Origin of the sequence: Legionella worsleiensis (genome assembly GCF_001467535.1) — a bacterium.
Lineage (GTDB): Bacteria > Pseudomonadota > Gammaproteobacteria > Legionellales > Legionellaceae > Legionella > Legionella worsleiensis.
Map to the genome: position 1 here is coordinate 87,812 of NZ_LNZC01000009.1, position 23,356 is coordinate 111,167.

Below are 23,356 nucleotides of genomic sequence, written 5' to 3' on the forward strand. Positions count from 1 at the left end.
CGTCCTCTTCATCACATGCAGAAGACGGGAATTAAAATCCCTAAATCATCTATCCTGAACATTAATTTGCTGAACAGGTTAAATTGTTGGCTTCATTATTTGCTCAATAATGCCTAAATGCTTTAAAACCGAACCCTTATTGTTTTCAAGAACCGTCCTTGCATTTTTAACCATACGGCCTTGAAATGCTTTATCATGGTGTAACGTGATTATGGCATCAATTAATTCACCCGCCTGCGTGACGATCTGAATCGCTTCAGCATCCAAAAGATCACGGCAAATTGTTTTAAAATTATCGACATGATGCCCACTCAAAACGGGTACATTCATCGCTATGGGCTCTAAAACATTATGCCCACCAACGGGAACCAGACTGCCGCCTACAAAAGCGTAGTCGCTGATTTGAAATAACCCCAAAAGTTCCCCCAAAGTATCCACAATAACGATGTCGTTACTCTTTGAAATGGAAACGAGATTACTGCGCAAACCGGTATTAAAACCCGCTTGAACACTGAGTTGATATACTGTTTGAAAACGCTCAGGATGACGGGGAGCGATTAATAAGATCACGTTGGGTATCGCTTTTTGAAGCCTGGGTAACTCTGCTAAAAGGCAGGATTCTTCGCCATCATGAGTGCTGGCGGCTATGACCACTGTTCGGTAGTTACCCCAATGACTTTTTAGCTCGGCAACATGACTCGTATCCACAGTATGGGTTTGTAAATCAAATTTCATGTTACCCAAAACCTGCACATGACTGGCTCTGGCGCCTAGGGCAATAAATCGTCTGGCATCATCATCACTTTGAGTCAAGATGGCTGAGAATTGATTTAAAAGCGGTTTAAAAAACCATTTAAACTTGATATACCCTCGCATAGAGCGCTCAGACAGTCTGGCATTGGCGAGTACCAAAGGTACCTTGTGTGCATGAGTCTGATGAATAAGATTGGGCCACAATTCAGTCTCCATAATCACTACAATGCGGGGCTTTACCTTACCCAAAAAACGCATCAGTACCCTAGGTAAGTCATAAGGGATGTAGCTGTGCATAACCTTGTCACCAAAACGCAGCCTAACTCGTTCTGATCCTGTTGGTGTCATTGTAGTCACTAAAACAGACCAATTTTTTTCCAGCATCACATCAATCAATGGCGTTGCTGCAATAACTTCACCCAATGAAACCGCATGCAACCAAACGTCTATGGCTTTATTTACAGGAATTCCTATGCTAAAACGCTCAGATATACGCATTCTGTATTCCGGTAACTTTCGCCCCTTCCACCACAACCTGAGAAGAATAAAGGGAGTCAGCAAATACATTATAAAAGAATAAATCTGTCGCATAGAGACACACCAAAACGCTAAAGAGGCACAGTATATACCCAAAAGTATTCGTGATGCGATACATTATCCGGTCGTTACCCCACAGGAGTTTCTGTTGACATGCAGCCCTCTTTTTCCTCAGGATGAATTTTCAACCCCAAAAACCCCCTGCACTAACTGCCATAAAATTGCATACTTTTTTTTATAGTTTGATTGAAACGTAACTCTCCACCTCATCCCGAGCGCAGCGAGGGATCTCCCTGCAGTGGCAGATACTAAAATAGGGGAGTTACATTTAAACCATCAATGCGTTGAAGGACAATTGGCTTTTTTATTGATTCTGATGGATAATTAGGCTTCCTGAGCATATATTAAATATATAATTACCTAAACCATGGATGTCCTCTTAGGATGAATAACCACAATGAGTTTTAGAGATTTCTTTACATTATCCACCTGGTGGGGAAAGCTTCTCGGAGCATTCTTTGGATTTTTGACCGCAGGACCATTGGGTGCCTTGTTCGGAATTCTTGTAGGTAATTTTTTTGATAAAGGGCTTGCTGCTCATTTTGCCAATCCGCACTGGTATTATATTTCCGAGAAAAAAAAAGCGGTACAGAAAGCTTTTTTTGAGACCACTTTTTCCGTAATGGGGCATATAGCAAAAGCTGATGGGCGGGTCACAGAACAAGAAATCAACATGGCCAAATTGCTTATGAAGGAAATGCGCCTGAGTTCAGAACAAGTAACCCTTGCCAAGCGATTATTCAATGAAGGAAAGAACAAACAATTCAAACTCGATAGTGCCCTGTTTGAATTAAAACGAATTTGTCGCGATAATCGTGAGTTACTGAAGTTATTTGTAGACATTCAATACAGAGCCGCTCAGGTTGATGGCCTGACCACTGCAAAAATCAAAGTACTGGATGTTGTTTTTGCATGTTTAGGCTTTGCACCACTGCACAGGCAGTATCGATTTTATGATGATTTTAATTACACGTCCTATGCTCAGCAACAAGCACAAGCGGAATATTACAGAAATCAACAACAGCAAAAACAACAGGAAAACACACAAAGCCATCAGTACTCTTCATCAAACAAACAGTACTACTCCAAACAACAATCGCCACAAAATAATCTTGCACATGCCTATGCCTTGCTTGAAGTTCACCCAGGTTCAAGTAAACAAGAGGTAAAACGTGCTTACCGACAATTGCTCAGTCGCAATCATCCCGATAAATTAATCGCCCAGGGTTTACCCGAAGAGATGATCAAACTGGCTAACGACAAAACACATAAAATTATGAAGGCCTATGAGCTGATTTGTCAAAATCAAGGATGGTAACCAGGGTAAACGCATCTAAATTATGAACATAAATCTCCACACTTTTGCCTACGTCCTGCGCTTTATGCGCAGGATCCATGCGATCTTAGTGCAGGTAAAGATCTGGATTCTGCGCATAAAGCGCAGAAAGTAGACATCCTGGTCTTAGATAATACGTTTAGATGCGTTTACCCTGGGATGGTAACCGCTTAACGTGTAAAAACAGCTTAAGAGCGTCGCCCTAAAAAGTTGGCAATTGAAACAAGCTTACTTTGCAATAAAGATACCGAATGGATGTAAGAATCTAAAACCGCACGAGGCTGCGTTTTTGTTTCAGGTACTTTAGTCATCCAACCATGCACAAAAGAAATCAATAAATCCTCACTGTAATCATAATCATGGTCGGCTCCTGGCATTTGCATGGCAAGATAAGACTTTTCTTTAAATTGTTTTTTTCTTTTATCCATAGCCGCTAATACTGTATCGTAATCAAACTGACCAACCACATCAAAAATGGGGAAACGAAACTCGGAACCCTTGTCCTTGATATCAATATCACCATAAGCTGAAATCATCACCAATGCGTTAATCATCTTTGATTGCGGTTTACTGAAATATTCAAGCGATTGGTTTAATTGATCTCCATAGTGAATCAGGATAATTCGTTTATTTTTCTCTTTCCTTAAAGAACCAATGACCTCAGGCAATTGGTTTATCCAAGGAATACCCTGTGCCGGATTACAGTTTAATAATACGACAGACCATCCATTTGTTGCCAGTTTATTAGCGCACTGCGCCAACATATCCGACCAATGGGGCTGCTCTCCTCCACGGACTATCAGCACGGCTCCATAACGTTGAGTTTGTGCAGGCCAAAAGGGTAATTGCAGTTTCTTTTGATCGACAGTGATCTCCAGTTGATCAGCACTTAAACTGGTAGAAATAAAGAAAAGAAAAAATAAGATCCGGACAATTGGTTTCATATATCCCTATAGAGTCAAGCAAATAAAAACCGGGATAATCCATCCCGGTTAATACGGTTTTAAACCGGTTTATCTGAAAACTCAACGCCCGCTGCATCAAGGGCGGCACGAGCTTTTTCTGCCATCAACTGATGAGCAAATGATGTAGGATGCACTAAATCAAAAAAGAGGAAACCATCACACTGTTCGCCCGTTTTGCGAGGGCTAACCCTGGAAACCATTTTAAGAACCGAGCGACGAGAAGATTCATCAGCTATAGAATTGGCACATGTACCTGTGATATTGGTAATTCCATAATCCTCAGCGTGTTCCAATACATCGTTAAAGGCCGAATTCAAATCAAAATAATACCAATTTACCTCAGGATAAGTTTGCTTCATTTGGGCAAAAGTTTTAAGTAACGCTTCATTATGCTGGTTTGCGTAATAGCTTAAAGGTTCAATAGAGCCGAATTCTAAAGCTGCTGGAGTCCTGCCCAAATCAGGCAAATTCAGAACAAGAATATGTTTCGCTCCCTTGTTTACCAGCTGCTCCAAACCATGAGTAATGCCTGTATTAACATCGTTTAATGTTTGATCAACTTCAGCAGGCATGCCCAGATAATTATTTGCACCTATCCAAATCACAAAAAGACTGTCTTCACTTGCCTTATCATTATTCGCCAGCAAATAGGTTTTAATTTCTCTTCTTAGAGTAAACAAGACATCATCTTCATCATCCTCTTCAGATACCCCGGCTCCGCCTATAGCGTAATCGTAAAGATGCGCTGCCGGATTCTCGGGAAAATATGAAGCAACCAAACGCTCTATCCAAACGGGGCCATTAGAAAAACGCCCTTCGAAATAGGGAGGAGATTGAGGTAACTGGTGTTTCATGTATTCGTATAAATTGCCATTATCAGACAGGCTATCCCCAAATACTACAATGTTGTTTAGCGGTGTAGCGGCAACAATTCCAGAAAATAAAAAAGCACCCACGGTAGCTATTAGTTTCATGAATACCCTTGGTTGATTGATTTTTTTTAAAAAAAACATTGATTATTATACGATGAAACATGACTATTAATCAATTTTAGCTGAACTGCACGGTACATAACGCTGTTTAATTATAGGTTTAAATTGTTCATTAAACACATTTTTTTTCCCTTTTTTTTTGAGATAAAATATGACCCAATTTGAAAAAAATTACATCTTATCTTGCCTGAATTCTCTGGATGAGATATTAAATGATGCCAATCAGCTGGACACAGCAATCACTAATTTTTCAGGCCATAACAATACGGATTTACGTTATTGTTCAAACCTGACAATTACTGATGCTCCATTATGGTCAGACCAAGAAAAAAAAGCATTCTCAGCGGCATTTTTTGAAGCAACCGCACGCGCCAACTATACTTTTTTAACAACCCCTGAGTTAGCCCAAACGGTAAGTCAAGCCCAATCCATTTGGTGGACACACTACAAGCCGTTGCTGTCCGCAAATACCGATACTGAAAACAGAATCCAATCCGTTATTGCCAATATAAAACAAATAAAAAGTGATTTAATAAATGAAATTCCATCTGATGCACCACCCGATGTCACCATGAAAAATAAATACCCTTTTTTCACGGCGTTAGCTGCTGTGGGTGTAGCTGCATTGATTGGAACGGTTGTCGCAATGAAACCTTAGCGCTACACAACATGCTTCATTGAGCGTTTGTCTGGGCAAACGCATCTAAATTATGAACATAAATCTCCACCCTTTTGCCTACGTCCTGCGCTTTATGTGCAGGATCCATGCGATCTTAGTGCAGACAAAGATCTGGATTCTGCACATAAAGCGCAGAACGTAGGCGTCTTGGTCTTAGATAATACGTTTAGATGCGTTTACCCTGTTAAACAGCCAGCCAATCAGAACATCTGAATCTTCAAGAGAGTTATTTAAAACGATACCCACCTCTATACTCTTCAAGCACATCCCGAGTTTCATCTTTAATGTGCTGTCTTAGTGTATCAATGACCTTTTGAGTGTATTTATGGGGCACTTCATCGTCTTTGAATCGTTTATGTTCTTTGAGAGTTTTTCTGCCATTATCCTTAAAAAACACGCTCGAATTAAATTTCACTTTTTAGTCCTCAAATTTTAATTAATATTATTTATCAGCGTGTTAATAGTAAATTCTCAGGACATTTAAGGCAAGAAAAACTACAGAGCATCTGAATATTGAACCATGATAAAATTCTTCACGTCATTCTGAGCACAGCCGAAGTGAGACATGGCATTCATATACAGTTCAATAGACAGGTATGTTAATGAGTTTGAGGGACGTATTATTGCAGGCGTTACATGAGAAAAACAAAAAAGATAAGCTATTATGTGCATGAATAAGTCAATAATTCATGCACATAATTTTTTTAAGCGGGAGTACCTTAGGGCTTAATTGCCATGCAATCAGGCACTACTGATTAAAGTAAGGTTTAATTGTCGTCCACAAACCCATGCTTTGGTCAAATCTCTAACCACTTCCTTGGACATTCCCTTGGGCAGGCGCACGGTAGAATGATCTTCATGAATTTTAAGACCGGTAATATATCGACTCTGTAAACCCGCTTCATTAGCAATAGCACCGACAATATTACCCGGTTTTACACCATGAACTTTACCCACATCTATTCGGAACAAGTCTTGAGCCGGTGATTCGTCATTGTATTTTTTTCGGTCATCCCCGAAACTCTTCCGGTCACTGCCGAAACCTTTTTTATCACCGCCAAAAGATTTACGATCGCCACCAAATCCTTTTCTGTCATCACCAAAACGAGAACCACGATCAGATCGCCCTTCGCCATTACGACTCACACGGCCTTCTTTAGCTGGGCGGGAGGAGGCAGGTAAAGCCAATTCTTTTTTCCAGGGTAAATCTTTGTGTAATAACAACGCAAGGGTTGCAGCAACATCTACCGGGGATACATCATGTTCTTTAATGTATTCTTCAACAATACGCTTGTAAGATGGCAGATTTGCATGCTCTAAACGCTCTGTAATATTTGCCATAAAACGCTGTTGTCTGGCTACTTGTATCATGTGATCGTTGGGCACGTTCACTTTTTCTATTCGTTGACGGGTATGCCTTTCGATACTGCTAATCAAACGTGATTCTTTGGGCGTTACAAACAAAATTGTCACCCCGGAGCGGCCGGCTCTTCCGGTTCTACCGATTCGATGGACGTAGGTTTCATTATCATGAGGCAAGTCATAATTGATAACGTGGGTAACTCGCTCCACATCCAGGCCTCGTGCCGCTACGTCGGTCGCAACCAAAATATCTATAGCGCCTTGTTTAAACTGGGAAATAATGCGTTCACGCAGGGCCTGAGTAATGTCCCCATGAATCGCCATGGCCCGAAGACCTTGTTGTTGCAACAGCTCAGCTACTTCTTCAGTACTGCTTTTAGTACGGGTAAAGACTATCACGCCCTGATAATCTTCAACTTCCAGAACACGAATCAATGCATCCGGTTTTTGGTGACCTGAAGCAAACAAAAATCGTTGCTCAATGCTTTTCACCGTAGCGGTTTCCATTTTAATTTCTACGGAAGCCGGATCAGTCAGATAGTTATTGGCAATCTGCCGAATACGATAAGGCATGGTCGCTGAGAATAAAGCAATCTGTTTTTTCTCGGGTAATTTAGCTAAAATCGTTTCAACATCTTCAATGAATCCCATACGCAACATTTCATCTGCTTCATCCAGAATAAAGGTACGTAAATTTTCCAAAGGTAAAGTACCTTTGTCTATATGATCCAGAATACGGCCAGGTGTTCCAACGACAACCTGAGCACCGCCTCGTAATTGTTTTAATTGACGACCATACTCCTGACCGCCACACAATACGGCAATAGTAGTACCTCGTTGATGTTTGCTTAATACCTCAAACTGTTCGGCAACCTGGATGGCAAGCTCACGAGTAGGCGCAATAATTAGCGCTTGTGTTCCTTGAATGGAAGGAGAAATATTTTGCAGGATTGGCAATGCAAAAGCAGCAGTTTTTCCTGTACCTGTTTGAGCTAAAGCAATAGCATCTCGGCCTTGCAATAACAACGGTATCGTTTGTGCCTGTATGGGGGAAGGCGTTGTAAAGTTCATATCTACCAGAGCTTTATTCAAAGCATCTGAGAAATTAAAAGCAGAGAAATGAGTAATTTCTTGAGTCATAGTGTTCCTGATATAGTCAAAGCTTCAACCTGAAAAGGTTAAGTTATATAAAAATTGCTCAGTATAATAACAAAATAAACAGGGAGATGCACTATATTTATTACTTTTCTCAAATAAATCAGACAATTTATGTTCATCAATACCGATTTTTTTCCATCAAATATGAATTAAAATGATGCGAAAAATAGCGTTATTCAACTAAGCCAAGGGCTGATTGCAAGAGTATTCTTCAAAAATTTAAAGAGTAGTAGTACATACCCAACCCTCTTCCAATCAACTGCACCAATTATAATACTCTTATCGTTTCATTCAATAGCTAGTTTTTTTCTACATGCTTTAAACAGGTTGACTCAGATAGTGAAGTCCGATGCGGGAATGAGGGATTGATAAAAACTGATTTTGCACCAAGACCTCTTCTTTGCAAGCACCTAAGAAGAGGCTATTTTTTAGCGGCCAATAAGAATCAAATCAAAGCAGCCAACCGACAGGCCTGATCAATAGCATGACGGGCATCAAGCTCCAGAGCTTTGTAGGCACCGCCAATTAGATGAACTGATTTTCCCTGTTGCTTTAAGGGTTCATAAAGGTCTTTTAACTCCGTTTGACCAGCACAAATGACTACTGTATCAACCTTCAGTGTTTGTGGTTGTTCATCAATTTTAATGTGCAATCCTTGATCATCAATGCCCTCATAAGTAACCCCGGAAATCATCTTCACCTTTTTATGCTTTAAACTGAGTCTATGAATCCAGCCTGTAGTTTTGCCTAGACGTTGTCCCATTTTTTCTTTTTTACGTTGCAACAGGTAAACCTCTCTAGGGCTTGGCGTATTCTGCGCTGGTTGCAATCCCCCCCTGTGCTCTCCTTTAATGTCAATACCCCATTCCTGATAAAATTGGTCTGTAGTGGATTGATGTTCGTGCGTCAAAAACTCTGCAACATCAAATCCTATTCCTCCAGCGCCTATAATGGCGACTTGTTCACCCACTGTTTTTTTTCTATTAATTACATCTATATAACTGACCACTTTTTCATGAGTAATCCCTTTAATCTCAGGAGTTCGGGGCTTGATGCCCGTAGCAAGAACTACTTCATCAAAGTGCTCCAGCGTCTCTACGCCGGCTTCTGTATTTAAACGCAAGTCGACCTTAAATTTTTGTAACTGATAGTGAAAATAGTTCAACGTGTGCTGAAAATCTTCCTTACCTGGTATTTGTTTTGCCAAATTAAACTGCCCCCCCAAACGATCACTGCGCTCAAACACAGTAACCTTGTGTCCCCGTTCAGCCGCAACAGCCGCAAAGGCAAGACCCGCAGGGCCTGAACCCACCACGGCAATGGACTTAGGCTGATGTACCGCTTGATAGACTAATTCCGTTTCGTTACACGCACGAGGATTGACTAAACAGGAAGCTGATTTATTCACAAAAACCTGATCCAGACAGGCTTGATTGCAGGCGATGCAGACATTGATTCCGGCCGACTCGCCACGCTGCGCTTTTTCAACAAATTGCGAATCAGCAAGCAAAGGTCTGGCCATGGAAATCATATCCGCAACCCCGTCTTCTAACAACTGATTGGCAAGTTCGGGAGTATTAATACGGTTAGAGGTGACAACAGGTATACTCACCTCAGGTTTAAGATGCCTGGTTACCGGGGTAAATGCCGCAGGAGGTACCATAGTTCCAATAGTCGGAATGCGGGCTTCATGCCAACCAATGCCCGTATTAATAATGCTTGCACCAGCCTGTTCTATTGCCTTGGCTAAAATCACCACCTCTTCCCAGCTGCTGCCATTAGCAATCAAATCAAGCATGGACAAACGATAAATAATGATAAATCGCTCACCAACCGCTTCACGCACTGCCCGCACTATTTCAACAGGGAAACGAATACGGTTTTCATAACTGCCTCCCCACTCATCTTTGCGATGATTGGTATGAGAGACAATAAACTGGTTGATGAGATAGCCTTCACTGCCCATTATTTCAACACCATCATAACCCGCCCCTTGGGCAAGGCGAGCGCAACGGGCAAAATGCTGAATCGTTTTTTTTATGCGCCTTTGGCTCATAGTCCAAGGAGTAAAAGGACTTATTGGCGATTTGATCCGACTGGGTGCAACGGTAAAAGGATGATAACCATAACGACCCGCATGCAAAATCTGCATCGCTATCTTACCACCTGCTTCATGTACAGTACGAGTTACTAATTCATGCCTGTGTTGCTCCTTGCTGTTTGTCATTTTTGCCGCAAAAGGAGCCAAACGACCCGATCGGTTTGGGGCAATACCACCAGTAACAATTAAACCAACGCCACCAAGGGCACGTTCACGATAGAATTCTGCCAACCGTTGTAAACTGTCTTTATCTTCTTCAAGACCAGTATGCATAGACCCCATCAGCACACGATTTTTAATTTGGGTAAACCCTAAATCCAAGGGCTGGAACAACGATTTAAAAGGAGTGTTATCTGTTCTCAATTCCATGAGCGCTCTCTGGTTAAAGACATCAAAATATCAAGTATAAACCCTGCTTGCTATACAGCAACTTCTTTTTTAACCAAAGTCCTTGTAATAGCCTGTTTAATTGTTTAATTGACCTCCAAAAGTTATATACCGAAAAAAAATCAATTCACCCTATGCTCATATACTTACTGGCATTAAACTGCGTCTTGATTAATACTTAGAAAACCAATTTTAGACAGGGAACAAAAATGAACACAAAATTTCTTCTTATTTTCGCTTCTTTATTGAGCCTGAATATAGCGCAAGCTGCACAAATGACCGCCTCAATAAGTACAATAGGAGCCAGTTCAAATCCCATAGGAACGGTAGTATTTACAGAAACACCCTATGGCGTGTTAATTAAACCAGAACTGAGCGGTTTAACTCCTGGACTGCATGGCTTTCATTTGCATCAACACTCAAGTTGCGCTGCTGATGGCATGGACGCAGGCGGTCATTATGATCCTGCCAATACCAACAGCCATCAAGGCCCCTATGGCAATGGTCACCTTGGTGATCTTCCGGTGCTTTATGTTTCGGCAGACGGAGTAGCCAATACCCCTACGCTTGCTCCCCGTTTAAAACTTGGTGATTTAAAAGGATTGTCCGTTATGGTTCATGCCAATGGCGACAATTACTCAGATACTCCGCCCATGGGTGGCGGCGGTGCACGCATAGCCTGTGGTGTCATCAAGTAATAGCCCCTGATTCAGCGATGGGGTTTGTACCCCAAGCTGAATTAAGCAAAATACTCCAAAACGAATAAATTCAGAGTTTATGTTTCATTAATATCAGACAGTACGCCAGCTAAATACGATTAATTAGATAATTTTGATTCCATTGTGTAAAAAATTTGGATTTTATGCGGTTCATAAACTAATCTTTAATCAGGGCCTGTTATGGAATATTAGGTATGGAAGACCCATCCTCCGCATTGCTGGATTCGTTACAATCAGTGTTTCATTTGGAAGCTATGAGAAACGGCAGGTATTGCTATCCCGCTGTTCAGCAATTAAAAGAAGCGACAGAACGCTACAATCCTAAACTGAAAAACAGTTTCATTCGTTTATTGAGTGCAATCAAAGAAGCCCTTCCTCATTTTGAAAAATGGCGAATCGATTTTGATTCCATCAGAACATCCATGGACGCAATGGCGAAACGCCATGATCTGCCTCCCATAGACTGGAACAAGGTCGTGTCGCATCCTAAAGTGTCTTCAAAATTTCAATTCAGCGCTTTAAACCATTCCAGAAAGGATGACAATCTGCTCTTGTGGCTTAAAGCAAAAACAGGAAAATCGCACACCGAGCTGGATCATCATGAACTCACTCAAGCGATGCTCGACAACAGCAACAGGCATGGATTCAGTCAAAAATTAAACGCTCACTTAAAAAGGCAACCCGATTTTCTGTTTAACTTAACGATGCTCTCCGAAAAAAATTTCATCAGGATAGTTCAATCGCGTTTAATACTTTATCTTACTGACGAACAGCTTGCCAAAGCTATAATTCATCATTCGACCCATATGGTCAACAAAAACAACGATCCATTTAAGCAAGTGGAACTATTCATTAATAAACTCAACGATCTGCTATCAAACGGTCGATCAATATCAACTTTATTACGTAATGGCTCAGCGAAGCCCATATTAGATGACTCGGCATTATTCCAAATATATCAAAGTGAAGAATATGCCAATAGAGATGATAAGAACCCGAAGTTACACTCAAGCGCAACACCAGAATTCCTGAAACCAGGATTGTGAAATTAAAAAAAAGATGCAGCTTGGCATTTTGAGCAAAAAAAATGCCTGGACTAAAGTCCAGGCACAATCAATCCTAAATACTTAGTCTAATAATCCAAGACTTTTGACAATATCACGCTCTTGCCTCAACTCATTCAAGGTGATGTTGAATCGTTCCTGGCCGTACTCGTTAAAATGTAACTTATCAAGAACAATCAGTTCACCTTTCTCACGTCGGCATGGAACAGAAAATATCAATCCCTCATCCACACCGTACTCTCCCTGGGAACAACGAGCCATAGAGAACGATTCACCTACTGGCGTATCAGTTACCAGATGATTTACACCAACAACCACACCATTGGCAGCTGATGCCGCAGAAGAAGAGCCACGCGCTTTAATTACTGCCGCACCCCGTTGCTGTACCGCAGATACAAAAGTATCTTTCAACCAGGACTCATCCTGAATGACCTGGGCAGCCGAAATCCCATTAATTTTTGCATTATAAAAATCAGGATATTGAGTAGCAGAATGGTTGCCCCAGATGGTCATTTCAGTGACTTTAGTGATGTCTACACCGGCTTTTTTTGCCAATTGAGTTCGTGCTCTTAATTCATCAAGAGTAGTCATGGCAAAAAACCGATCATTTGGAATGTCTTTAGCATGGTGCATGGCTATCAAACAGTTGGTATTGCAGGGATTTCCTACAACAAAAACCCGCACATCATCACTGGCACAATCGTTAATCGCTTTACCCTGCTTGGTAAAAATACCACCATTAATCTGCAATAAATCAGAGCGCTCCATTCCTTGCTTACGAGGCACAGAACCCACCAATAAGGCCCAGTTCACGCCATCCATCGCTGTATTCATATCAGCAGTACACACAATTCGCTTTAATAAAGGAAATGCACAATCATCCAGCTCCATAGCCACACCTTCCAGAGAAGGAAGAGCCGCTTCAAGTTCCAGCAAATTCAATTCCACTTCAGTATCTGCACCAAACATTTGGCCTGAAGCAATACGAAACAATAATGCGTAGCCTATTTGGCCTGCGGCACCTGTTACTGCAACTCGTACTCGTTTATTTGACATATTATTTCCTCTTATTTAACCATTCTTTAGCTAAAAATAACGCAGCGATACTGCGCGCCTCGGTAAAATCCGGTTTTTCTAATAGCTCCATAGCAGCACTCAAAGGCCACTCAACAACTTCTGGCGGTTCCGGCTCGTCACCGTCTAGTGGTGCATAATATAATCCCTGAGCAAGAACCACCTCAATCCGGGATCCGAAATAACCAGGAGCCAGACTCATGGTGCGCAACCAATGCAGTTCTCTGGCAGCAAATCCAACTTCTTCTCGTAATTCCCTGTTCGCTGCTTCAACAGCGGTTTCACCACGATCAATAAGCCCTTTAGGAAAGGCCAGCTCAATAGTGTCAGTTCCTGCCGCATACTCCCGCACCAATAATAACGAGTTCCCGGGCGTTATCGCAACGATCAGAACCGCTCCATGTCCGTGATTTTTAATGCGTTCATAAATTCTTTTTGCACCATTAGAAAATTCTAAATGCATCTCTTCAACGGTAAACAATCGTGATTTGGCAATCACTGATTTCTGTTTGCAAAATGGCTTTTCTCTCATACCTCACTATCACTCATTTGGTGACAAAACAGTTATCATGATACTATCGCATTATCAAACAAGCCAGTTTAAAAATATTAATGCGTCCATTATCTTTGTACATTCACATGCCATGGTGCATTCGCAAATGCCCTTACTGCGATTTTAACTCTCACAAAAGTCCGGATAATTTACCCGAACAAGAGTATATAAGCACATTAATCAAAGACTTAAAATCCGATTTGTCTCTTTTTCCAGTCAGAGACATTACATCCATTTTCATCGGTGGCGGCACACCAAGTCTCTTTTCTGCAGAAGCTTATGACACCTTGTTTACCCAATTAAAACAACTGCTGCATTTCACCCCAGATATTGAAATCACTATGGAAGCAAATCCTGGCAGTGTCGAACAAGGGCGTTTTACAGAATACCGACAAACCGGAATCAATCGCCTGTCTCTGGGTATTCAGAGCTTCAACCCTACCCACTTAAACGTTTTAGGCCGTATTCACGATGAACATCAAGCCCATGCAGCCATTAATGCAGCACGAAATGCCGGTTTTGATAATCTCAATCTCGATATCATGCATGGCTTACCAAAACAAACTATTGAACAAGGACTGGCTGATTTAACCACCGCCTTAACCCACCAACCAGAACATCTCTCCTGGTATCAATTAACCATAGAACCAAATACCGTATTTTACAAAGAAAAACCGCCACTTCCATCAGAAGATGATGCGTTCATACTCGAGGAACGAGGGCTAAATATGTTGCGAGATGCAGGTTTTGAGCGCTATGAAATTTCGGCTTTTGCTCAACCAGGCAAACAGGCACGCCATAATCTTAATTACTGGCTGTTTGGTGATTATCTGGGCATTGGTGCAGGAGCGCACGGAAAAATCACCACGATAAATGCGATAAAAAGAACCCGAAAGCATCGTCAACCTAAAGATTATTTAAACCAGGATAAACCCTGCCTGGCTCATATTGAAGAAGTAACAGGCGACGATTTGTTATTTGAGTTCATGCTCAACACGACTCGCCTTGAACAACCTATCCCTCTGGAACTATTTAGTCAAACAACGGGATTGAATATAAATACATTACTTCCTAAATTAAAAATAGCCCAGGAGAAAAAACTCATCATTCTAACCGATGATCACTGGCAGGTATCGCCATTAGGAAGACGTTTTACTAATAACCTGCAAGCTCTTTTTCTCCCTTAAGCCCTTCATAAGGCTGCACTCCAGAAAAAGGCGTGTCAAGGCGCAAATTTACGTGCTTATAACCAACAAGTCATGCAGATCACAAGAAACAAGCCACTATTGCTAGAACAGCAAGATTATCTCATAATAAAAAATAATTTTGCCAAGGGGGCTCCAGGTGATTCAATCTCTATTCTTGATAATTCTTGCGTACATAATGGGTTCATTTTGCTCTGCAATAATCGTTTGTCGAATATTTGGCTTGCCCGATCCCACAACCGAAGGCTCAAAAAATCCAGGAGCGACTAACGTTCTGCGCCTGGCCGGAAAAAAATATGCGGCTTTAGTCATGGTTGGCGATGTGCTCAAGGGAACAATTCCCGTAATGATAGCCAAGGCACTGGGCGCAACCCCTGCAACCATCGCATTTACCGTCCTGGCCGCAGTCGTTGGTCATATGTTTCCCATATTTTTTAAATTTAAGGGTGGAAAAGGCGTAGCCACAGCCATTGGAGCCTTGCTGGGCTTTCATTTTATTATAGGGGTTCTTGTTGCGGGCACCTGGTTACTGGTCGCCAATTTTTCCCGATACTCATCTCTGGCTTCAATTGTTTCCATATCCCTATCACCTTTTTACGCATTACTTTTGTTAGGAAGACTGGATATATTCCCACCCCTGTTTTTCGTAACCCTTTTGGTGCTCTACAAGCACAAGAACAATATTAACCGCTTAATCGATGGCGTAGAACCTAAAATTAAATTCAAACAAGGTGTAATCAAGGACATTATGGACTCCCCCTCGTTAATTGATGGCAAGGAAGAAATTTCATCTCAAAAACCAGCTTCTCCGGCATCAAAAACAACAAAAAAAACAGCCAAAGAAAAAGCACCTGAATCAGAAGCACCTATAAAAAAGAGTCCAAAAACGACAAAAACAACAACAAAGAAAACAAGCAAAACAGAAGAGCCTGAAAAAAAGACAAAACCAACGAAAACCAAATCGCCAAAACCCAAAAATAAAGACACTGGCACGGTTTAAGCGAAGGTTACACCCAACTCCTGAACGGTCGAATGAATCGATACAAGTAGCCTGTATTAGACAAAGTCGTAATACAGGTAGTCAGATTGCCTGTCTAATCAATGCAATGGGAAAAAATAAGTGGCACCGGATGAATAATCTCCAAGACATCCTACCATGAAAAAGCGTTCCCACGTTGGACAATGATGTGTATATCAAATTGAAATAAAACAAGGAGATTTCCTGGACGGTATAGACCCTGTATTACGACTTTGTCTAATACAGGTGGTCAGATTACCTGTCTAATCAATGCAATGGGAAAAAATAAGTGGCACCGGATGAATAATCTCCAAGACATCCTACCACAAAAAAACGTTCCCACGTTGGACGATGATGTGTATATCAAATTGAAATAAAACAGGGGGATTTCCTGGACGGTATAGACCCTGTATTACGACTTTGTCTAATGCAGGCTACATTTATTATTCCCCTGAACAGTCCAATGAATCGATACAAGTAGCCTGTATTAGACAAAGTCGTAATACAGGTGGTCAGATTGCCTGTCTAATCTATGCAATGGGAAAAAATAAGTGGCACCGGATGAATAATCTCCAAGACATCCTACCATGAAAAAGCGTTCCCAAGTTGGACGATGATGTGTATATCAAATTGAAATAAAACAGGGAAATTTTCTGGACGGTATAGACCCTGTATTACGACTTTGTCTAATACAGGCTACATTTATTATGCCCCTGAACAGTCGGATTTGAGTGCAGGTTGCAAGAACGGTGTTTTAAAAAAAGCGGAGTGTACATCAGGTACATGAGCATTTTTTTAAAGCGTTGTTCTCACAATATATGTCGAATACCGCCTATGCCCCTGAACGGTCGGATTTGAGTGCAGGTTGCAAGAACGGGGGGTTTAAAAAAATGCTCATGTACCTGATGTACACTCCGCTTTTTTTAAACCCCCCGTTCTTGCAAGATGCGCCAAATACGGCCGTTCAGGCGAGGGGCCAGCGGGGTTTGACGACCACTCCCCACCCCAAATCCCTCTCCCCCAACACCATACGCAAACATCCCGCATACGCAACCATTGCTCCATTGTCAGTACAATATTCCATAGCTGGAAAATAGACTTCGCCATTGATACTCGCCATCCATTCGTTTAGAGCCGAACGCAGCGCTTTATTCGCTCCTACCCCACCAGCAACAACCAAACGCTTGCAGTGCGACTGTTGTATTGCTCTTTTGGCTTTAATAATCAAGGTTTCAACAACAGCATTTTGAAATGATTTTGCGATTTCTGAACGATCGCTATCTTGTTTGGCACTATTGTTCCAGGTATTTAGAGCAAAAGTTTTTAATCCACTGAAACTAAAATCCAAACCGGGTCGGTCGGTCATGGGACGAGGAAATTTATAAGGCGTTGAATCGCATTGATCGGCAAGACCCGCTAAAACTGGCCCACCTGGATAGGGAATCCCCATGAGCTTGGCGGTTTTATCAAAAGCCTCACCTACTGCGTCATCCAGAGTATCACCTAACAATTGGTACTCACCCATATTTTTTACTTCTATGAGTTGACAATGACCACCGGATACTAAAAGAGCAATAAAAGGGAATTGTAGCGTTGGTGTCTCCATTTTTGCTGCGAGCAAGTGTGCTTCCAGATGATGAATTGCCAAAGCAGGGATTTCGAGAGCATACGCAAGGCTTTTGGCAAAACAAGAACCAACCAGTAATGCACCTATTAAACCAGGTCCTGCTGTATAAGCAACGCCATCGAGATCATTCTTATTTAACTGAGCCCGCTTCAGTACTTCATCGATCAGAGGAACTAAATAGTTTACGTGATCTCTTGAAGCCAGTTCGGGAACAACCCCACCATGTTTTTTGTGAGTTTCAATTTGAGAATGCAGCGCATGCGCTAATAAACCTGAGTTTGAATCATAAATGGCGACCCCTGTTTCATCACAGGAAGACTCTATACCTAATACACGCATACACGACCTTAATACAAGCAATCAATAACCATTTGGCATTATATCATAAGGAGATTTACGATTTAAAAAAATCGACTGCTTTGCAGGGCAAACGCATCTAAATTATGAACATAAATCTCCACCCTTTTGCCTACGTCCTGCGCTTTATGCGCAGGATCCATGCGATCTTAGTGCAGGCAAAGATCTGGATTCTGCGCATAAAGCGCAGAACGTAGACGTCTTGGTCTTAGATAATACGTTTAGATGCGTTTACCCTGACTGCTTTGGTCTTTTTAGGTAATAATTTAGCCCAATTTTTTTGGTACAAACGTTTTGGAATTCAGGGATTATATTCTCCTTGCCCTCTCTGGCAAATATAAAACTAACCCATAGAATAAATTTAGGTTATAATAAAAAAGTAACAAATTAATAAGAAAGATTTAGATTGGACTTGACGAGTGCATCAACTAGCACTAGAATTGCCCACCTATTGAGATCAAATAACCAGAGGATTAGTTAATGCCTACCGTTCGTGTAAAAGAAGGCGAAAACCCAGAATATGCACTGCGCCGCTTTAAGCGCTCTTGTGAAAAAGCCGGTATTTTAACCGAATTACGCCGTCGTGAATTTTATGAAAAACCAACCGCTGAGCGTAAACGTAAACAAGCTGCTGCAGTTAAACGTCATCTGAAAAAAATTTCTCGCGATACTTCTTCACGACGTAGCATGAAACACCGTCGTAAATAATCTTTACGAACCCATTCACTCGATTCATTCTCGTGAATGTTCAGATACATTGCCAAGGTCACATTTACATGTGGCCTTTTGGTTTTTAAGGAATTAATCATGTCCATAAAAGAACGCCTCAATAACGATATTAAAGACGCCATGCGCGCCAAAGATAAAAACTTGCTGACTACCCTTCGGTTAATCACTGCTGCGGTGAAACAAATTGAAGTAGATGAACGCATTGAAGTGACTGAAGAGCGTATGTTGGCTATTCTGGATAAAATGACCAAGCAACGTAAAGAATCCATAGCTCAGTATGAAAAAGCGAATAGGGATGATCTGGTTGCTCAGGAACAATTTGAACTGGAAATTATTTCCAAATATTTGCCAGAGCCTTTGTCTGCAACAGAAATTGAGCAAATGGTCAATGACGCCATAGCAGCAACCGGTGCAGAAAAAATGGCTGATATGGGTAAAGTGATGGGACAACTCAAAGCAAAACTGCAAGGTCGAGCTGATATGACTCAAGTGAGTGCCTTAATCAAGGCCAGATTGAGCTAAAGGGGATATTATGTCTGGCTTAATTCCACAGCCATTCATTGATGATATCCTGCATCGAACCGATCTGGTTGAGTTAATTGATAGCTATGTTCCTCTAAAAAAAAGAGGAACAAGCCATATTGCCTGCTGCCCCTTCCATAACGAAAAAACACCCTCTTTTAATGTCGTAGCCAAAAAACAGTTCTATCACTGCTTTGGGTGCGGTGCATCAGGTAATGCCATCAGTTTTGTAATGAACTATCTGAATCAAGGATTTATTGATGCCATAGAAACACTGGCAACTCGACTTGGTTTAACGGTACCCAAAGAGGGTAAAGTAGAACAAAACAACGCATCACAGGATTTGTACAAACTCCTTTCTGCAGTCAGCCAATATTATCAAAAAAAGTTAAAACACGATGGGCAGACAGCTATTGACTATCTTCGCAAGAGAGGGCTTAGCGGAACTATAGCCAAACTCTACCAATTAGGATTCGCTCCTGATGGCTGGCATCAGCTGGAACAGGCATTTCCTCGCAATCAACGAGAACTGATTGCAACTGGAATGTTAATCAAAAATGATGATGGAAAAATCTATGATCGTTACAGAAACAGAGTCATGTTTCCAATCCATGATCGTCACGGCCGAATTATAGGATTCGGTGGTCGAGTACTCAATCCCGATCAAAAACCCAAATATCTTAATTCACCTGAAACCGTAATTTTTCAAAAAAGCCGTGAGCTTTATGGCTTACACCAGATATTGAGCCACAATAAAACCACCGAGTACATTATTCTGGTTGAAGGATATATGGATGTCATCGCTCTGGCGCAACACGGAATAATGAATGCTGTAGCGACACTTGGCACCGCAACCAGTACCTACCACATCCAACTACTGGCAAAACACACCAAACACCTTATTTTTTGTTTTGATGGCGATACAGCAGGACGACAAGCCGCATGGCGAGGCCTGGAAAGCAGCCTGCCCCATCTGAATTCAGGGCTTGATGCTGGTTTCATTTTTTTACCCGAAGGGCACGATCCTGATAGCCTGGTACGTGAAGAAGGCAAAGAACAATTTTTAGCTCGCCTGCAACAAGCTACACCACTGCATCGCTTCTTCTTTGATACCTTGGCCAAAGACATTAACCTGCAAAATCCAGCCGGAAAAACGCAACTGATTAATGCCGCCAAGCCTTATTTACAAAAAATGGAAGAAGGCACATTCAAACAATTACTTATTGATGATTTATCCCGACTGACTCACCTGGATAATCACAGACTCAATCAACTTATTACCCAAAAAACAGAAATTACGCCCACCGAAAATACAACGGCTATATCCAGATCACCACTAAGAATTGCTATTGCCCTGCTTTTACAAAATCCTGAAATATATAATAAAATTGCACCGCAAATCGCCCCAGAATTATTACATAAAAAAGAACATCACATTTTACTTAATATTCTGCATCAATTAGAATCTAATCCACAGGCAACTACCGCAACATTAATCGAATTCTGGCGAACCACGCCCTATTTTGATGCGATTAACCGATTAGCCTCTTGGGATCACCAGGTTCCAGAACAAGAATTGATAAAAGAGTTTGTTGATACTTTAATTTTTTTACAAAAACAAAATAAAGAGCTTATAATAAGACAGTTAATAGATAAATCTCGGAAAGAGGGTTTAACCGAAACAGAGCGCAACAACTTGCAGCAGATGTTAAAAGAGAGACATCTTCAGACAGATTTAGAAAAATAAAAAATCTGAAAAGCTGGTATGTTGCAAATTGCCGGTTTATAATCAAACCCTTTTTGTAGACCTAATTGTTCCTAAAAGAAGTGCCTATGACCACAAATGACCAAGAACATCAAAGCTCACAAATTGCTAAACTTATCAGCCTTGGTAAAGAACAAGGTTACTTGCTCGAAAGTCAAATAAACGACTCGCTGACCAACATAATAGCGGATACAGAACATTTTGATGTGATCATAAGCATGCTTGAAGGCATGAACATCAAAGTATTTGAACAGCCACCAGGCGACGATCAACTTGCCCTTCTTCTCAATACCGAGGATGTGCCTGATATTGAAGAAGCAGCTATGGTTCTGGCTTCGGTTGATAAAGAAACAGGGCGAACCACGGATCCTGTCCGCATGTACATGCGAGAAATGGGCACAGTAGAGCTACTGACCCGTGAAGGCGAAATACTTATAGCCAAACGCATAGAAGAGGGAATTTATCAAGTTCTTAAATCCCTTGCCCATTACCCTGAAACGGTGCAATTGGTTCTTGATGATTACGATCGCTTCATAGCCGAAGAAATACGCCTTAATGAAATAATTAGCGGTTTTGCTGATACTGATGAAGAAATAGCTCCGGCCGCCAATATTGGTTCCATGTTAGACGAAGATCAACAAGAAGACGTCATTCTCAGAGTCGATGATGAAGATGAAGAAGGTGAAGGCGGATTAGCAGAAGTCGATGACGGCCCCAATCCCGAACAAGCCAAAATTTATTTTGATGAGTTACGTGAGCATTTCAATAATGCCATGACTGCACTAAAAGAACACGGCAGAACCCATAAAAAGACAGTAGAATTACTGGAAATCATGTCCGATTCCTTCCTGAAGCTCAAACTGACTTCACGGCAAGTGGACAAGCTAACACGTCATTTTCGTCAACTAAGAAATCACATCAGAGAATTTGAACGTAGCATTATGCGTCTGTGCATTGAAAAAGCACGTATTCCACGAAAGCTGTTTATCGACACCTTCCCTGGCCAGGAAACTGACCTGAAATGGCTGGAAACCTTGTGTGCAAAACAAGCCAAAAAACTGGATTTGCCCCGTATAGAAGAATACAAAGAAGAAATTTTACGCTTACAAAGCCGCCTTGCATCTTTCGAGGTTGAATACGGTCTGATCATCAGCGAAGTTAAAGACATCAACCGAAAAATGTCTATAGGCGAAGCCAAAGCAAGACGTGCGAAAAAAGAAATGGTTGAAGCAAATTTGCGTCTGGTTATTTCCATTGCAAAAAAATATACCAACAGAGGATTACAATTTCTCGATTTGATTCAGGAAGGAAACATAGGCCTGATGAAAGCGGTAGACAAATTTGAATACCGTCGGGGCTACAAATTCTCGACCTATGCCACCTGGTGGATAAGACAGGCAATTACCCGCTCTATCGCAGATCAGGCACGGACCATACGCATACCGGTACATATGATTGAGACCATCAACAAGCTCAATCGTATTTCTCGCCAAATCCTGCAAGAAACAGGACGAGAAGCCACACCTGAAGAGCTGGCAGAAAAAATGGAACTGAGCGAAGACAAAATCCGCAAAGTACTCAAAATCGCCAAAGAACCCATTTCTATGGAAACACCTGTTGGTGACGACGATGACTCACACTTGGGTGACTTTATCGAAGACAACAACATCGAGTCTCCAATTGACATGGCTACTGCCGAAGGCTTAAGAGAAGCAACTCTGGAAATTCTGGAAACATTAACACCAAGAGAAGCAAAAGTTCTGCGTATGCGTTTCGGAATCGAAATGAACACCGACCATACCCTGGAAGAGGTAGGAAAACAATTTGACGTAACCCGTGAACGCATACGTCAAATAGAAGCAAAAGCATTACGCAAACTACGCCACCCTTCCCGTTCAGAAAAACTAAGAAGTTTCCTCGAAGGCGACGAAGGATAAATTATTTGCCGTTTTCCAAAACGGCAAATAATTCAAATAACAATTAATAACAAAAAACAGTAGAACAAAACACAAAATCAGTTTAGAATACACTCCTCTCCGGGCCCATAGCTCAGTTGGTTAGAGCAGCGGACTCATAATCCGTTGGTCCTAGGTTCAAGTCCTAGTGGGCCCACCAATAAAATCAAGTAGTTACGGTAGTTTTTAGAAAATTTGAAAAAGTCATGTAGACGCAATGTAAACACATTTAGGGATAGTTTATGTGTTTTAATAAATCCAAGTTACCCTCTGATTATAAAATTTTAAAAACAATCTATAAAATGTACTTTGATGCCTTTATTAGTTTTAATACGTCTAATCAAACCCGTGAATCTGTGTATTCCGGAGCGAAATGATCACCAATTCCGGCCGCATTTGATCGCAGATTCCGGAAACACTTGATCAGAGATTCCGGCA

Annotated in this window: 19 protein-coding genes and 1 tRNA gene; 11 read left to right on the forward strand and 9 right to left on the reverse strand. The window is 41.4% G+C overall.

Annotated elements, in window-relative coordinates; translation table 11 throughout:
* Positions 1–78: 78 nt before the first annotated feature.
* Positions 79–1,344, reverse strand: a complete 1,266-nt coding sequence (gene waaA, locus Lwor_RS05050) for a lipid IV(A) 3-deoxy-D-manno-octulosonic acid transferase (protein WP_058492817.1) — start codon at positions 1,342–1,344, stop codon at positions 79–81.
* Between the two features lie 403 nt (positions 1,345–1,747).
* Here waaA and djlA point away from each other — a divergent pair, with 403 nt between their 5' ends.
* Positions 1,748–2,668: a co-chaperone DjlA gene (djlA, locus tag Lwor_RS05055; protein ID WP_058492818.1), complete on the forward strand. Its 921-nt coding sequence runs from the start codon at positions 1,748–1,750 to the stop codon at positions 2,666–2,668.
* 206 nt (positions 2,669–2,874) lie between these two features.
* Here djlA and Lwor_RS05060 read toward each other — a convergent pair whose 3' ends face one another.
* Both Lwor_RS05060 and plaA read right to left on the reverse strand, forming a co-directional pair.
* Positions 2,875–3,630 (reverse strand): alpha/beta hydrolase, encoded by a 756-nt coding sequence (locus Lwor_RS05060; protein WP_058492819.1) that lies wholly within the window; start codon positions 3,628–3,630, stop codon positions 2,875–2,877.
* Positions 3,631–3,689: 59 nt separating this feature from the next.
* Positions 3,690–4,625: a GDSL family lysophospholipase PlaA gene (gene plaA, locus Lwor_RS05065; RefSeq protein WP_058492820.1), complete on the reverse strand. Its 936-nt coding sequence runs from the start codon at positions 4,623–4,625 to the stop codon at positions 3,690–3,692.
* 169 nt (positions 4,626–4,794) lie between these two features.
* Here plaA and Lwor_RS05070 point away from each other — a divergent pair, with 169 nt between their 5' ends.
* Positions 4,795–5,301, forward strand: coding sequence for a hypothetical protein (locus Lwor_RS05070; RefSeq protein ID WP_058492821.1), 507 nt, complete (start codon positions 4,795–4,797; stop codon positions 5,299–5,301).
* A 247-nt stretch (positions 5,302–5,548) separates the two neighbouring features.
* Here the strand turns inward: Lwor_RS05070 and Lwor_RS05075 are convergent, their stop codons facing one another.
* From Lwor_RS05075 to Lwor_RS05085, 3 genes are all read right to left on the reverse strand, one after another.
* Complete coding sequence (locus Lwor_RS05075) at positions 5,549–5,737, reverse strand: hypothetical protein (RefSeq protein ID WP_058492822.1); 189 nt, start codon at positions 5,735–5,737, stop codon at positions 5,549–5,551.
* A gap of 326 nt (positions 5,738–6,063) precedes the next feature.
* Positions 6,064–7,824 (reverse strand): DEAD/DEAH box helicase, encoded by a 1,761-nt coding sequence (locus tag Lwor_RS05080; RefSeq protein ID WP_058492823.1) that lies wholly within the window; start codon positions 7,822–7,824, stop codon positions 6,064–6,066.
* 463 nt (positions 7,825–8,287) lie between these two features.
* A complete protein-coding gene (locus Lwor_RS05085) occupies positions 8,288–10,312 on the reverse strand; it encodes an NADPH-dependent 2,4-dienoyl-CoA reductase (RefSeq protein ID WP_058492824.1) in 2,025 nt (674 codons plus the stop codon).
* 227 nt (positions 10,313–10,539) lie between these two features.
* Between Lwor_RS05085 and Lwor_RS05090 the strand changes: the two genes are divergently transcribed.
* Positions 10,540–11,028, forward strand: coding sequence for a superoxide dismutase family protein (locus tag Lwor_RS05090; RefSeq protein WP_058492825.1), 489 nt, complete (start codon positions 10,540–10,542; stop codon positions 11,026–11,028).
* Positions 11,029–11,243: 215 nt separating this feature from the next.
* Complete coding sequence (locus Lwor_RS05095) at positions 11,244–12,095, forward strand: hypothetical protein (protein ID WP_058492826.1); 852 nt, start codon at positions 11,244–11,246, stop codon at positions 12,093–12,095.
* A gap of 81 nt (positions 12,096–12,176) precedes the next feature.
* On the opposite strand, the gene Lwor_RS05100 is transcribed toward Lwor_RS05095, so the two are convergent.
* Both Lwor_RS05100 and nudE read right to left on the reverse strand, forming a co-directional pair.
* Positions 12,177–13,169: a malate dehydrogenase gene (locus Lwor_RS05100; RefSeq protein WP_058492827.1), complete on the reverse strand. Its 993-nt coding sequence runs from the start codon at positions 13,167–13,169 to the stop codon at positions 12,177–12,179.
* A 1-nt stretch (position 13,170) separates the two neighbouring features.
* Complete coding sequence (gene nudE / locus Lwor_RS05105) at positions 13,171–13,719, reverse strand: ADP compounds hydrolase NudE (RefSeq protein ID WP_058492828.1); 549 nt, start codon at positions 13,717–13,719, stop codon at positions 13,171–13,173.
* Between the two features lie 80 nt (positions 13,720–13,799).
* On the opposite strand from nudE, the gene hemW reads away from it, so the two are divergent.
* Together hemW and plsY are read left to right on the forward strand one after the other, a co-directional pair.
* Positions 13,800–14,927 (forward strand): radical SAM family heme chaperone HemW, encoded by a 1,128-nt coding sequence (hemW, locus tag Lwor_RS05110; protein WP_058492829.1) that lies wholly within the window; start codon positions 13,800–13,802, stop codon positions 14,925–14,927.
* A gap of 196 nt (positions 14,928–15,123) precedes the next feature.
* Entirely contained in the window at positions 15,124–15,945 is an 822-nt protein-coding gene (gene plsY / locus Lwor_RS05115) for a glycerol-3-phosphate 1-O-acyltransferase PlsY (RefSeq protein WP_415582889.1), read from the forward strand.
* A gap of 982 nt (positions 15,946–16,927) precedes the next feature.
* Here the strand turns inward: plsY and tsaD are convergent.
* Positions 16,928–17,929: a tRNA (adenosine(37)-N6)-threonylcarbamoyltransferase complex transferase subunit TsaD gene (tsaD, locus tag Lwor_RS05120; protein ID WP_058492831.1), complete on the reverse strand. Its 1,002-nt coding sequence runs from the start codon at positions 17,927–17,929 to the stop codon at positions 16,928–16,930.
* 498 nt (positions 17,930–18,427) lie between these two features.
* On the opposite strand from tsaD, the gene rpsU reads away from it, so the two are divergent.
* From rpsU to Lwor_RS05145, 5 genes are all read left to right on the forward strand, one after another.
* Entirely contained in the window at positions 18,428–18,655 is a 228-nt protein-coding gene (rpsU, locus tag Lwor_RS05125; protein WP_018576467.1) for a 30S ribosomal protein S21, read from the forward strand.
* 99 nt (positions 18,656–18,754) lie between these two features.
* Positions 18,755–19,198, forward strand: a complete 444-nt coding sequence (locus Lwor_RS05130) for a GatB/YqeY domain-containing protein (RefSeq protein WP_058492832.1) — start codon at positions 18,755–18,757, stop codon at positions 19,196–19,198.
* A gap of 10 nt (positions 19,199–19,208) precedes the next feature.
* Positions 19,209–20,945 carry a DNA primase gene (gene dnaG / locus Lwor_RS05135; protein ID WP_058492833.1) on the forward strand — a complete coding sequence of 579 codons (1,737 nt, stop codon included), beginning with the start codon at positions 19,209–19,211 and terminating at the stop codon, positions 20,943–20,945.
* A gap of 86 nt (positions 20,946–21,031) precedes the next feature.
* Positions 21,032–22,900 carry an RNA polymerase sigma factor RpoD gene (gene rpoD / locus Lwor_RS05140; RefSeq protein ID WP_058492834.1) on the forward strand — a complete coding sequence of 623 codons (1,869 nt, stop codon included), beginning with the start codon at positions 21,032–21,034 and terminating at the stop codon, positions 22,898–22,900.
* Positions 22,901–23,001: 101 nt separating this feature from the next.
* A tRNA-Ile gene (locus Lwor_RS05145) sits at positions 23,002–23,078 on the forward strand.
* Positions 23,079–23,356: the final 278 nt, after the last annotated feature.